The organism is Paraburkholderia madseniana, assembly GCF_009690905.1.
GTDB lineage: Bacteria > Pseudomonadota > Gammaproteobacteria > Burkholderiales > Burkholderiaceae > Paraburkholderia > Paraburkholderia madseniana.
Map to the genome: position 1 here is coordinate 1 of NZ_VOSW01000001.1, position 13902 is coordinate 13902.

Here is a 13902-nt window from a genome sequence, read left to right on the forward strand (position 1 = left end):
GTTCAAACCTGTTACTGTTTTTCGGTTCAGTTAAGAACCGGTCGCTCACTCAACGTACTGACGAATGATTAACCTGCCGGCGTGAATCCACCCCGACAGGAAAACCTTCCTTTAATACTCGTGTGAGACTTGATACTTTCGCTTCCGGCAGACCCCGAAGAGTCCACCGGCGCGTCGCGCATCAAGCGCCCACACTTATCGGCTGTTAATTTTTAAAGATCGAGTACGCACTCACTACCGGAACAGCGCCGCGCGAGGTTGACATCAACCGTCAACATCACAACCACCCGGCACCGCTTCGTTCTGCGTCGCTGCATCAGCAGCAGAGAAACGAGATTATGAAGAACGACCGACAGGTCGTCAACCCCCTTTTGTGAATTTTCTTTTGACCAAGTGCGATTTGACGCCGAAACATGCACCCCACTATATGGAGCAAGATCGACGAAAAGTCATCCGGTCGTGCGGGAGTGGCCGACATAGCCTATAGTGAAGAGCCTGCATACGCGCACGACGAGCAGTTGAAGTGCTGCCTTCTGCCCCCACCTGAACTTACGGATGACAGGCGATGAAGGGACCCTGCGACAAGAGCGCATGACAAATTGGTGTGCTCATAATGCGCGCGAAGGCGCAAGCTCGTATATAATGCGAGCCGCGCGAATTTCGCACATTTCTATCGGCCCGCTTCGCGCGGGCTCATCTTTTTTGCTCCCCAGAGCACAGCCAAACAACCGCGTTGAGTCACTCAGGTGATGTTGAGCCATGCTCGAAACGCCTGACGGTAGCGTCTTGCGTCTCATAGCGAAGCCTCTAGAGGAGAATACGTGAACCCTTTTGATCGCGAAGATTCGCAACACGAAACTGCCGGATACACCGCCAAGGCACCCGCTGGCCGTACAGCCAAGGGCAAAGGCGCAGGCAAAGCGATCCCCGTAGCGGCTGAACTGCCGCCGCAACAGGCTGAAGAACGCCAGCGCCAGATGCGCGCGCTGATCCAGTTGGGCAAGGAGCAAGGCTACCTGACCCACGCGCAGATCAACGACCACCTGCCCGACAACTTCGCGCAGACGGCGGCGATCGACAGCATCGTCAGCGCCTTCAACGACATGGGCGTGCAGGTCTACGAGCAGGCTCCGGATGCGGAAACCCTGCTGCTCAACTCGAACGCCCCCGCCGTGGTGTCGGACGATCAGGCAGACGAGGAAACCGAAGTCGCGTTGTCGACCGTCGATTCCGAGTTCGGCCGCACGACCGATCCCGTGCGCATGTACATGCGCGAAATGGGCGCAACTGAGCTGCTGACCCGCGCCGGCGAAATCGCGATTGCGAAGCGCATTGAAGACGGTCTTCACGAAATGGTGCAGGCGATTGCCGCTTGCCCGCTCGCGATCTCCGCCATTCTGGCAAGCGCCCAACAGGTCGCGGACGGCGAACTGCGTATCGACGAGCTCGTCGACGGTCTGAATGAAGAAACGGTTGCGGCGGAAGACGCCAGCGCGAGCGCGGACGCCGCAGCGGACGTCGACGCCGACGCGACCGACGATGACGACAGCGATAGCGAAGACGACGACGATGCCGGTCCGGCCGACTCCTCGGCAGCGGACGAAGCACGCCTGAAGCAACTCACCAGCGATTGCCTGGAAATCTTCGCGCAAGTCGGCATTCTGTCCGACCAGCAGAACGCCTCACACACGCGCGGCGACGTCAGCTCGAAGGCTTACCTGCGCGCCCGCGAAGAGATTCAGCAGCACCTCGCCAAGATCCGCTTCACGGCACGCACCATCGACCGTCTGTGCGGCGACGTGCAACACCAGGTCGCGCAAGTTCGTGCGATCGAACGCCGCATTCTGCAAATCGTCGTGACGAAGAGCGGCATGCCGCGCGAACAGTTCATCGAATCGTTCTCGGGTCATGAAGCCGATCTGGGCTGGACCGAGCGCGCCGCGCGCGGTGCGTCGACGTTCGGCGCGGCACTGGAGCGCCATCTGCCGGCAATCCAGTCGGAACAGCAGAAGCTGATCGACATCGAAGCAACCGTTTCGCTGCCGCTCAAGCATCTGAAAGAGATCAATCGTCAGATGGTCGCGGCCGAGTCGAAGATGCGCAAGGCCAAGAGCGAAATGATCGAGGCAAATCTGCGTCTCGTGATCTCGATCGCGAAGAAGTACGTCAACCGCGGCATGCTGTTCCTCGACCTGATCCAGGAAGGCAACATCGGTCTGATGAAGGCGGTGGACAAGTTCGAATACCGCCGCGGCTGGAAGTTTTCGACGTATGCAACGTGGTGGGTTCGTCAGGCTGTGACGCGCTCGCTCGCCGATCAGGCGCGCACGATTCGCGTGCCGGTGCACATGATCGAAACGATCAACAAGCTCAACCGCATTTCGCGCGAGATCCTGCAGCAGACCGGTCAGGAAGCCCATCCGTCGGTGCTGGCAGAACGCATGGAACTGTCGGAAGAGAAGGTGCGCGGCATTCTGAAGATCGCCAAGCAGCCGGTGTCGATGGAAACGCCGGTCGGTGACGACGGCGACGCCACGCTCGGCGACATGATCGAAGATTCGGCAGCTTCCTCGCCGGCCGACGCAGCAATGCAGGCCGACTTGCGCGCCGCCATCGACGACGCGCTCGACTCACTGTCGCCGCGCGAAGCGAAGGTGCTGCGTATGCGTTACGGCATCAACACGAAGTCGGACCACACGCTCGAAGAAGTCGGCAAGCAGTTCGACGTCACGCGCGAGCGGATTCGTCAAATCGAAAGCAAGGCCATGCGTAAGCTGATGCATCCGAGCCGTGCAGATCGTCTGAAGTCGTTCCTCGACCGCTAAGCCAAGCCGGTCGTTGCGCTTGTCGTGCGTCATGCACGACAAGCGCATCTCTCTCCCATTTCAAGCAAGCAACGAGATGATCCCGCCAATGGTGATTCCCGCTGCCAGCCAACGCCCAGCCGTGTAGAACGCATTACGCTCTTCATGAGGCTGATCCGGGCGTTCGAGACCCAGCGTACCGTATGCAAACGCCTTGACCGCCGAGACGTCGGTTGTCGATGCGCCCTCTCCCGCTGAATCGCTTACCGCACCATCCTGAACCGTATTGCCCTCTTGCGCCGCCGTCGCTGCGCCTTCGGCGGAGATATGGACGGCGTCGTCCTGCCCGGATGTATTTGACGCTGTAGTCTGCGTGGCCGTGTCGTCCGTTGCGGACCGGCTCTTCGTTGTCGCGCGATCCGATTCCGGCAGTGTCGACGACAGCGCACTGTCGATTTGCATGGCAACCTCCGTTTATTTCGCCCAACGCATGCGCCGCCTCCGGTTCGCTGTGGCAATGCAAACAGACCCATTACGCTCGCACACGGCGGTTCGACGCACGACCGCTTACAGGACCTATCGACGGCAGCAAGCCAAAACTTGAGCGCCGGAAAGAAGCGGTAAGCTCCATCGGATGGCATTGCGCCATCACACGCCGATCACTCGACGAGCCTGCCAGAAATGTATACGACGACTGCGCAACACGCGGTTCTACAGAACGGATTCCATAGTTCGATTTGTCCACAGAAACTGTTCAGAAGCCTGTGGATATCCTGAGCAAGAGTCACCCAACTCGTTGAGCGCATTGGTTTTCACATCTACGCTTCCGACACGACAGGTCGCACGGCTCACGACTTCCCGCACATTGCCCGAACCGCCGCCCACTGCTGCGCCGTCAACGCACTCTCGCCGACCGGCGATCCCTGATTCCGTGCTTCCCGGTCGAGCGTACGCGGATGATCCGACAGAAACTCGATCGCACCGCTGGCGCTGGCGCTACGCTTCTCCGTCAACGCAAAAAATGCCGCGAGCCCATCACTGCGCAATCCGCTCGCTTGCAGATAGGCAACGCCGTTCGCATCGGCGAGACGTTCCATGTCACGGCTATACGACAAACCCACTAATCGCCCCGCCAGCGAAGAAACGTCTGCGAAACCCAGATGGATACCCAAGGTTGTGCTGATCAGAGTGATACCGGCGCTGCGAAACATCGACAGAAACGCCTCGCTCCAGCGCAGCATTGCCACGTGAGGCGCGGCTGTATGGCCATCGTAATAGCATGCGCCGATCGGCACTGAAGGTTCCACAACCGCGTCAGAACGCGCCGCCATGATCGAGCAGGTTCAGCATGCCTTCGCCCGTGCGCGGCGGTTGCTGATCGCTTTGACCGAGCGTCTGCGGGTCGAGTTGACCGGACACCTGCAGCGTATCGGCTGCGAAGCGCATCACGCGATGCAACACGATCGGAAAACCCAGACCCAGCGTAAAGACGATGATCGCCAGATTGCCCAGCATCATGCCGAGCAGACGCCCGGCGGTAATGCTGCTGCCGAAGCGCAGTTGCGTGCCAAGCGTCGTATTACCCATGACATGGCGCGTCACCAACGCCAGATAGAAGCACTGGATCAGCAACGCACCGACGATGAACAGCACGTAGAACAGGAATATCGAGCCGAATGCGGCGAACGCGGCAGGATCATGGGCCTTCAGCGGTGCATGCCCGATGGGCAGCAACGCCATGATGCTCTTGAGGAAAACTGCCCCGAGCACGACGAACAGCGCGACGACGCCCAAAAACGTGCCGACGAACGCGCCATACAGCGCACGCGCGCGGCCTTCAAAATGAAACGGCAGGCTGCCGAAACTGCTCGCGTTGATGCGTCGCTCCGCAAGGCGCATGGACACCCACGGCACCATCTGTCCAAGCGTGACGATGCACAGCAGGCCATACAGCAATGCGTACGCGCCGTAGACCCACGACGAGCCGGTCATGCCGCCGCGAATCCCACACCATTGGGTGCGGCTCAAGCGGTAACGCTGCGCGCTGAAATACGCCCCTGCTGCGATCACCGCGATCACGATGTAGAGCACAATGATCGGCACGAGAGCCAGTGCAGCGCTCCCTGTGATCGCGCGCAGAATCGCGCTAAGAATGCCAGCACCGACAATCGCGCCAAAGATAATCGCAATCGCCAGTAGAAAACCTTTGAACAGTTCGCCGCCCGTTCCGGTGTACTCAAATCGCTCACCTTGAAAACGCATGCGCGACCAGATATATCGGCGGGTATTCGTGGTGGCCCAAAAACGATAAATGCCAAGCGTGATGATCTGCAGCAACAGATTCTTGATGAATATCCCGTACAGCTCTCCAACCTTGCCGTCATAGCTCAACAGCGGTTGCTTCTGGTCGAGTGAGTTCATTTTTTCTTCCCCCGGCTGGCAAATATACGTTTTTGAGGCCCGCATGCGCATAAGCGCATATGCACGGCGGGCGGGTGGTCTTTCCTTCGCAAAACTGACTACGACAGCGTGAAAATTTGAAATCTGGCCCGCAAGAGAGCAACTGTTTTACGGCATCACGAATGTTTTCACGAGCGTCAGCTCGCCCGGCTTACGCATCGGCACCCGAATGGTTTCGCTCTTCTCGTTCGGCGTGTTCTCGTTCGTGATGATCGTCACCTGCGCGACGGTCATATCGCTGCCGCTGTTCCCGTTACCGTAGTAATTCACATAGACGAGATACGTGCCCTTCAACGGCGCCGCCGAAGAGTAAATCTCCGGGCCGTAGCCGGTCGTCACGTCGACGTCGAGTGCGCCGCCGTTCGGCGCGACCCGGTCGCCATACCACGTATGCACGCCGTCCGGCGACACCACGTGCAAGTCCAGATCGGTGCCATCGGTGTCCCATGCGAGCACCACGCGCAACTTGGGTTGCGTCTTGCCGCTGTAGGCGTCGTAAAACTGCACGCGCTTGCGCGAGCCATCCGGCGCCCGCAGTTCCACGCTGTTGCTGCCGGACGGAAACGCGTAAGGCCGCGAAAACTTGCCGTCTTCCTCCACCCGCTGCGGCAACGGCGTGCCGTCGACCACCAGCGTGCCCACCGTGGTGCTTTTCTTCTTCGGCGTGTTGCGGATCTGCCCTTCGATCAACGCGAACTTCGACTGCCCTTCCGGTGTCGATACCGACACCGCCGGATAGTGCACGTCCTGCGTATAGCGCTCGCTGTCACCGCTGGTGTTGCGCCAGCCGTTCAACGGCGCGCCGAAGTCGATATCGCTCGCGTGCGCCACCGTCGCAGCCTGCAAACAGGCGACGACGAGCATCATCCAGCCAGCCTTCATCCAACCCGTCGTCTTGACCTTCATCGTCACTGCTCCCATCCCGCTGTCAGAGTCGCTCGCTTTTCACGAGCTGCAGGTCGCCGATCTTACGCAGCGGCACGACCATCGTTTCACGCCGCTCGTTCGGCGTGTTTTCATTGAACACCAGCGTCAACGTCGCGGTAATCACGTCGCGCTCGTGCGCGGCGGCGTCGAAGTTGTAGCCGATCGAATCGAAGTTGCCCCAGTAGTTCAGAAAGAACAGCCATGTACCGTGCTCGGGTGCCGCCGACGAAAATATCCCCGGCCCCGCGCCGTCCACCGAATCGACATCGAAGCCGCTGCCGTCTTCGAGAGTCGGATTGGCGAAGAACGCGTGCAGACCGTCCGGCGTGATCACGTGCAGATCCACCTGCGCTTTCGGATCATCCCACGTGACGATCGCGCGCAGCTTCGCCTGCGGCTTGCTGCGGTCGGCTTCGTAGAACTGCATGCGCTGGCGCTGCTTGCCGTCGGCGGAAATCAACTCGATGCTGTTCGAGCCTGCGCCGAATGCCCACGGGCGTGCGAATGCGCCTTCGTCGTCGGTATAGAGCGGCGTTGGATTGCCGTTGACGACCAGCGTGGGCGGCTTGCGCGCGTGTTTGTCGATGTGCTTCAGGCACCCTTCGATCAGCGTGCGATAGCGTTGCGCGCCACGGTCGACCGGCGGCCGGGGATACGCCGCGACGAAGTGCTCGCCTTCGTTCGTCAGCCCACTGTGGCGCCAGCCGCCGAACGCGCCGGTGAGGTCGGCGAGCGCTCCGCCATTGCCGTCCGCGCCGGCGGCTTGCACGTTCGTCACCATACTCGCCGCCAACGCAGCCGAGGCCACAGCAATTGCCATGTGAAAACGAACACCGCGCGCAAGAGGTGGCAAGGTAACAGCCACGCGAACGCAAACTCGAACGCACTGCATAAGAGGCGCCAAGGCAATGGCCGCAGGAATTCGAACGTGGCGCATCACAGGAAGCGCGCGGAACACGGCGGAAAGCGAGCGCGAGACGGTGTTCATTGGATCGGATTGTCGGTACGGATCAGCGTGCGCGCGGTACGTTCGACGAATTCTTCATCGAGCCCACGCGGATGATGCTGGAACGCGAGGTGAATATATTCATGCGCCAGCGCGATACGGTCTTCTTCGGTCTGCAAGCGATACACGTACACGCGATTGCGCTGCGCATCGGCATACGGCCGACCTTCGCGCACCGCGCACACAGCAGGCAGATCGGGCGTCTCGTAGCCGGGCGCGCCGTCCATACGCCGCGCCCACAACGGCGCGTTGCGTTGCAGCCATTGCTGGGCGCCAGCCACCTGGATGCAATCGCCGGACAAGGGGCTCTCGAACGACGTCAAGGTCGCTTGCGGCCAGGTGCGCGAGAGAATGGTGTCGAACGTGAGGCCGGTTTGCGCGGACGCCTTCGCGGCGAGCCAGCTCATCTGACCGGGCGCGGCCTTGTCGTGGTGATACTGGACCGGCACGCCGGTGAGCACCAGCGCATCGGTCAGATCCGCGGCACGACGCGCGGCGGCAGTCGGCACGCGCGGCAGGACGCGCTGCGTGTTGCTGCTGTCATCGATACGGAAACAGCCATGATCGTGATTGCCGTGCTGCACGACGTAGGACCGCGCCGCTACCGCCAACGCCTTGGCCGCTTCCGGTTGGCTCGTGTCGCCCTCCCGCTCGACCACTCGCGCGACGTAGTCGTTCATACCGAAACGGCCGACTACTTGCGGTGCGCCTGCAGCGTCGCGATCGAGCCGCAGTTCGCCTCGACTTTCCACACGTGCCCAGTTGCCATTGACGAAGCCGATCCGGAACTCGCCACGCAACGGGCCGTCCGGTACCGCAGCCGGACCTTTGTCGCCGAGCACCTGGCGAATCGGATAACGGCTGAAGAAGTCGACCAGCACGCACGCGTTGTCGTCCGGTACAGCGACTTGTGTGAGCAACGGCGCGATGCGCGGCGCGGCGGCCGCCAGCACGCGCGCGCTGCCGCCGGCGCCGCCGAGCCACACCGGCGTGCCATCGGCGAGCCAGCCTGCCGCGCCGCCGATCGAGGCGCCGGGCCGCGCGGGATCCGGCATCGTCCAGGTTTTGGCGCGCAGCAGGCTGCCATATAGCGACACGGTGCCTTCGCCGCGCCCGCTCGTCAGCACCGACACCAGCGTACTCGCCGCCGCTTCGCGCGGCTTGGCTGGCATCGCCTGCAATGCAGCGAGCAGGTCGGTCACGGGCACGCGGTGCGTCGGTGTCATCGCGTGAAGGTCGCGTAGCCACGCGGGTGCATGCGCGGCGGTCCAATACTTGCGCCAATCGGCGGGATCGAGTTGCAGGCGTGCGGGCTCGAAAAAACGTCCGCATGATTGCACCAGCGCATGTTCGCGGTCGATGTGCCCGCCCGTCATGCAGCAATACACTTCTTCAGGATCGCCGCCGCTGCAGGTGTAATCCGGCGTAGCGATATTGCGATCGACCAGATAACCGTAGACGAACAGCTTCCACACGCTGCCGAGCGGCGTTTCCAGCGTCGCCGGCAACGGACTCGCCGACTGCGGCACGAGGCCGTCCGCGCCGCCGCCGGCGTTGAATTGCCAAAGCAGCGATTGACCGTCGCGCAACCAGGCGAAGCGCAGCATGTTTACCGGTGGTGCGGCTGACGGCGAGGTTGGCGATATGGTTGACGCCGATCCTGGCAATGAGCTTGGCGACGACGTTGACGGCACATTTAGCGATGAGCTCGTCGCCGACCTTGACGACGCGTTCGGCGCCGAGCTTGCCACCGCAGCTAGTGACGCAGTCGACAATGCCATCGCCGCAGTCGCTGCCACACCCGCGCCACTCAAAACACACCCCACTCCCACGGCGAGCGCAATCCGCAGCGTAGCTGCCAGACGATCGCGCGAGTGCCGAAGAGCGGAGAACATAGCGGTCTCGCTTACTGAATACGCAGAGTCGTCATGCGATCGCTCTTGCCGCCTTCGAACGCCTTGGCGTCCGGCTGATACATGCGGAAGTAGCGCGCAGGCGGCAACGCGAACGTACCCGGCAATGCAAAGCGCACCAGTTGCCGCAGCCTCACTGGACGATCGAGCAAAGGCACCGGCTGGTGATAGGCCAGCTCGCCCATCTCATACGAAGCGGCACGCGCAAACGGCTGCGGACCGCTTACCCCTTCCTTCTCGCCCGGCAACCCGTCAATCGACACGCCCCAGCTTGTCGCCTCCACATCGCCGCCCGGCGGCAGCGGCGCGTCGAGCAGACCGTAGTGGTATGCATTGCCGGAGCGCGGTGTGAGCGTGACTTCGTCGACGTACAGCGCATTGCTGTCGATCGCATCGCCTGGCTTTACCAGGCGCGCAGTAAATGCCGAGCGACCCAGTTGGCTCTCGGCGCCACCCGCCTTCTTCGGATCGACCTTCACTTCGAGCGGCTCCAGCTTGTAGAAACGACGTTCGACGGTGATGTTCAGTCGGCTGTCCTCGCTCGTATGACTGCGGAACGCAACCAGCGCGTTCACGTCGGTGCGCGCGCTGCCTGCATCGAGCGTGGCAGGCAAAGCAGCGCCGGTCCACTTCCACAGCGGCGTGCCAGTCGGCGTCGCAGCGCGCGTCCAACCCGCACCTTGCAGCAACGGCAACGAAGCCGGCGCCGTGTCGCCACCTAGCGCTTTACGCACCCACAGCAACGTCAGTGCGCGATCGAGCGTCGGGTAGTCGGCGCTGCTCTTCGCGAGCAAGGCCGATGCATCGATCGCCGCGCCGCCGTCGCCACCTGTCATGTAAAGCAGGCTTTGCACGAGCGGTGCGGGATCGTTGACCAATGCCGTGCGTGCGGCACTCGCCGCTGCATCAAAGCCGTCCGGCAGTTGAGCACTCGTGCTACGCGCCATATTGGCGACCAGCAGCGTCGCCATCTGCTTGCCACGCGGCGAATCGGCTTGCGCGAACACGATGCTGTCCGACGCGCCATACGTGCCGTTGCGCGCAGGAGTGGAAGCATTGGCCGAGGCCGCTGCATCGCTCTGCAAGTCCGCCGCAACACCCGACACCGGCGTCGCGACCGGCAGGCCCATCTGCTGCATGAACCACAGCGCCAACGCGCGATGCAGCAGCGGCTCTTTCGCACCGGCATCGCGATAGACGTCCATTGCATGCTGCCAGTTGTCGGCGGGCAGCGTAATGCCGAGGCTGCGGCTCGCGAGCCAGTCCGCGTAGTACGCGTAGGTCGTGATCAGCGAACTGCCGCCGGTCGTATCGCCCCACCAGCCGAACGTGCCGCCGACACCCGCCAACATCGCCAGACGTTGCCGCTGATTGCGCAACAGCGCTTCGAGCCCCTGCGTCGAACTGGCGCCGCTGTCACCACCGAGGCCGCGGCCGATCGCATCGTGTGCGAGCGCCAAAGGAATCAGGCGGCTCGACGTCTGCTCGGCGCATCCGTACGGATAGTTGATCAGATCGTCGGCGACACGTGCAAATTGGCTCGCGGCACTGCCGATGAAGCGCACGCTGACGTCCTGCGCATCTTGCGGCAGATTGAGCGGCTTGTTCGAGCCGTCGAGCGCCACTGTGTTCTGATGCAGATCGAGCCAGCCGCTCGCATCGAGCCGGATGGTGGTCTGCAAGCGATCCACATCCTTACCCGCCCGACGCAAGCTCGCGTTGATCACACCCGCCTTCAACGCACCGGTCGGCAAACGCAGGTAGTTCGCGCCGCGCTTGAGCGTGACCTTCTGGTTCAACGAGAGACCGCCGCCGTCGACCACCCACTCGGCGTCCATATCCGCGTCGGTCTGATTGAAGGCGATCATGTCGATGGCCGGCTGATCGTTGACGCGGAAATGCGAAGGCCCACTCCACTTGAGATACAGCGCCTTGTCCGAACGAACATACGCGGTACGTTGTCCGACCATGCCGTCCGGCGCCGCCGCGCGCACGGTGACGCGCCAGCGGGCCAGCGAGTCCGGCATCTTGAAGGTCATGGTGGCGTGGCCATTCGCGTCGGTCTTCAGCGTACCTTCCCACGCGGCTGTGTCCTGATCGTCACGACGCGGCCGTTCGAGCACCTTCACGCCGCGCTCGTTGTAGTTGGCGCGTTGCGGCCCGCCCGGCGCACCCTTCAACGGCGAGCGCGCGAGGTCGTACGTAATGAACGACAGACTCGACGATGTCCGCACATTGTTGCGACGCGGATGATAGAAAAAGTCGACGATATTCGGTGCGATCTCCGGCTGCAGCACGTAGACCATTTCATCGACCACGCTGACCGTCAGATTCGCTGCTTCCGGCTTGCCGTTCAGCGTGCTGTCGAAGTTGAGCGTGACCGTATCGCCCGGACCGTACACCGGCTTGCCGCTCTTCACGTTCAATTCGATCTGCGGTTGCGCGACCACGATGCCCGCGTTCTGGAACACGTATTCGCCGGCATGCACGTACAGCACCGAGAACGTCATGTTCGGCGCGAATGCTTCTCCGACCTTGATACGCGCCTTCCATTGCGACGGCGCCACGCGTTGCAACTGCAGCCAGTCGCCGCCGGCTGTCAGCAACGCGCGATGTTCGACGTTGTCGCGCTCCAGTGTCAGGAGGGCATCGTCGACCGGCATCGGGAAGGTAATCAGCGCCTCGGCGGTATCGCCGATCTTGTACCTGTCGCGATCGAACACGATCTCGACGCTGCCCGGAATCGCCTTCAGGCCATCGCCCGCCACCCAGTGGCTCGCTGCTGCAAGCAGATTGCCTGTGTCGTCCTTGACCGACAGCATGTACGAACCCGGTTCGTCGAATTGCACCGGGAACGACAGCTTGCCGCCCGCCGTTGCTCCCTTGATTGCGCCTTCTCCATGAGTCTGCGATTCAAGGCGTGTCCATTCCCACTTGGCCGGCGCACGCGAAGACGGATCGATCGTGCCGAGCGCCTGCAGATCGAACTTGACCGCTTCCTTCGGCTGCGAAAACGACTTGGCCGTTGACAAGCGATAAGGCGTCGCGCCGCGCGCGATCAGCACCTCACGCGTCACACGTACCTTGTAGGCCGCGCCGTCCTGCGCGAACAGGGTCAACGCATAACGGCTCGGTTCTTTTGCAGCGGGCAGCGTGAGGCTTGCATTGCCGTCGCTATCGGTTGTGAGTTCCTGCTGTTCCAGCTTGACCGGAAACAGCCCTGCGTAGCGCAGTTCACCATCGACGATCGTCACTTTCTGCGCACGCAGCGTGACCGAGACCTTGCTGTCGCGAACCGGTTTGCCGTCCGGATAGCGCAACTGGATCTTGCCCTTCAGTTGCTCGCCCGTCGCATAGTCGGTTTTATCCATCGACAGGTTGACGTCGAAATGCGGCTTCACATATTCGGCGACGCGAAATGCGCTGCCGTATACATCGCCGTTGTAATCGAAGCGCAGCGTATAGCCACCGGCGGTAGCATCGGCGGGCAACGTGAAGGACGCGTCCGCGCCCGTATCGGAAGCAAAATGCACCTTGCTGGTCGCCACCGGTGCGCCGTTCGGATCGAGCACGTCGAGCTTGATATCGGCTTCTGCAGGCGCGGTGGATTGCGTCGCGTTCTGGAACGTGCGGCCGATGAACTTCACATGCACTGCGTCGCCCGGCCGGTACATCGGACGATCGGTCACCGCGTAGATCTTGGTGTTGTAGATCTCGCTGTCGTAGTAGAAATTCTCCGAAACGAATACGCCGCCTTGCGGATCGGTGCCGAGCACGTAACTGCGCTCAGGGCTCACGTGTTGCAGCACCAGTGCGCCGTCGCTGCCGGTGGCGCCGCTTTGCAGCACACCTACGCCGTCGGTCCAGTTCACGTCAGTATTCGCCACCGGCTTGCCGTTATCGCGCCGGGTGGTCCACACCAGCATGCCACTCGATGCCGCTTTCACAACCGCAACCGTGTCCGATACGAACAGCAAGGTATGCGCGCGATAGTTGCCGATCACCGCCTCGACGATATACAGCCCCGGCGGCAGCTTGCCCACCGGAATCATCACGTTGCCCGAACTCGCTTCGATGAAGTTACTGCTGCTGCCTTCGAGATTGACACCCTTCGGCGGCTCGATCACCTTCGCGTCCCAAATCGGATAGCGAAAGCGCGCGACCATGTCATAGCCCTTCAGCGGCGCGAACTGCGAGTTCCGCTGGAATTGCGTCTGTTTGCCGGTCTGCTCGCCGAGCTTGAATTGAGGCTCGGCTTCGGTTGCCTTGCTTCGCGTCGCGAACGACAGCACACGTTGCCAGGCGCGGCGCGCTTCGGTGAACCAGCGGTCCCACAGATAGGCCAGCGTATTTGCCAGCCCTTCGCCCTGATAATTCGGCGCGACGTTCAGGCGATGCAGATTCTTCTGCGCCTTCAAAAAGTCCAGCGGCTTCGGCACGCGATACACGACGATATCCGCACCGCCATACGCTTGCAGCGCATCCTTGAACTCGCGCCCGGGCGCTTCGAGACGCACCTGCGCCAACTGATCGCTGCCGAAGCTCGCATCCGAGAGCAGGAAGAACGGCTGGCCGTCGACCTTCTGCGACGCGAAGTTGCTCGATGGCGCTGTCTGCAGCGTCGGGTTCGCGGCGATGTTGGTGTCGGCGGCGCTGCTCGAGGCGACGTCGTCGGCATAGGCCGTTGGTGCGATGGCGAGCGTCAGGGCCGCAAAGAGCGCGACCACGGTGAAGCCTGCGCGGCGTTTCAGGTTGCCGAGCCAGGCGCGCGACGCGGTGACGGAGTTCATTC

General features: G+C 62.1%; 8 protein-coding genes. 1 reads left to right on the plus strand and 7 read right to left on the minus strand.

The genetic code is table 11. The annotated features are described in order from the left end of the window. The first annotated feature begins 821 nt into the window (after window positions 1–821). Entirely contained in the window at window positions 822–2825 is a 2004-nt protein-coding gene (gene rpoD / locus FSO04_RS00005) for an RNA polymerase sigma factor RpoD (RefSeq protein WP_168435507.1), read from the plus strand. A gap of 60 nt (window positions 2826–2885) precedes the next feature. Here rpoD and FSO04_RS00010 read toward each other — a convergent pair whose 3' ends face one another. The 7 genes from FSO04_RS00010 to FSO04_RS00040 form a co-directional block, all read right to left on the minus strand. Beyond that, a complete protein-coding gene (locus tag FSO04_RS00010; RefSeq protein ID WP_154557790.1) occupies window positions 2886–3266 on the minus strand; it encodes a hypothetical protein in 381 nt (126 codons plus the stop codon). Window positions 3267–3652: 386 nt separating this feature from the next. Then, complete coding sequence (locus tag FSO04_RS00015; RefSeq protein ID WP_166618128.1) at window positions 3653–4099, minus strand: M48 family metalloprotease; 447 nt, start codon at window positions 4097–4099, stop codon at window positions 3653–3655. A gap of 19 nt (window positions 4100–4118) precedes the next feature. Further along, window positions 4119–5225, minus strand: a complete 1107-nt coding sequence (locus FSO04_RS00020; RefSeq protein ID WP_154557792.1) for a YjgN family protein — start codon at window positions 5223–5225, stop codon at window positions 4119–4121. Window positions 5226–5372: 147 nt separating this feature from the next. Next, window positions 5373–6170 carry a YfaP family protein gene (locus FSO04_RS00025; RefSeq protein ID WP_154557793.1) on the minus strand — a complete coding sequence of 266 codons (798 nt, stop codon included), beginning with the start codon at window positions 6168–6170 and terminating at the stop codon, window positions 5373–5375. Window positions 6171–6192: 22 nt separating this feature from the next. Then, window positions 6193–6972: a YfaP family protein gene (locus FSO04_RS00030; protein WP_174825266.1), complete on the minus strand. Its 780-nt coding sequence runs from the start codon at window positions 6970–6972 to the stop codon at window positions 6193–6195. 203 nt (window positions 6973–7175) lie between these two features. Continuing rightward, window positions 7176–9092: a DUF2300 domain-containing protein gene (locus FSO04_RS00035; RefSeq protein ID WP_414693357.1), complete on the minus strand. Its 1917-nt coding sequence runs from the start codon at window positions 9090–9092 to the stop codon at window positions 7176–7178. 11 nt (window positions 9093–9103) lie between these two features. Then, window positions 9104–13900, minus strand: a complete 4797-nt coding sequence (locus FSO04_RS00040) for an alpha-2-macroglobulin family protein (RefSeq protein ID WP_166618133.1) — start codon at window positions 13898–13900, stop codon at window positions 9104–9106. Between the last annotated feature and the right edge of the window lie 2 nt (window positions 13901–13902).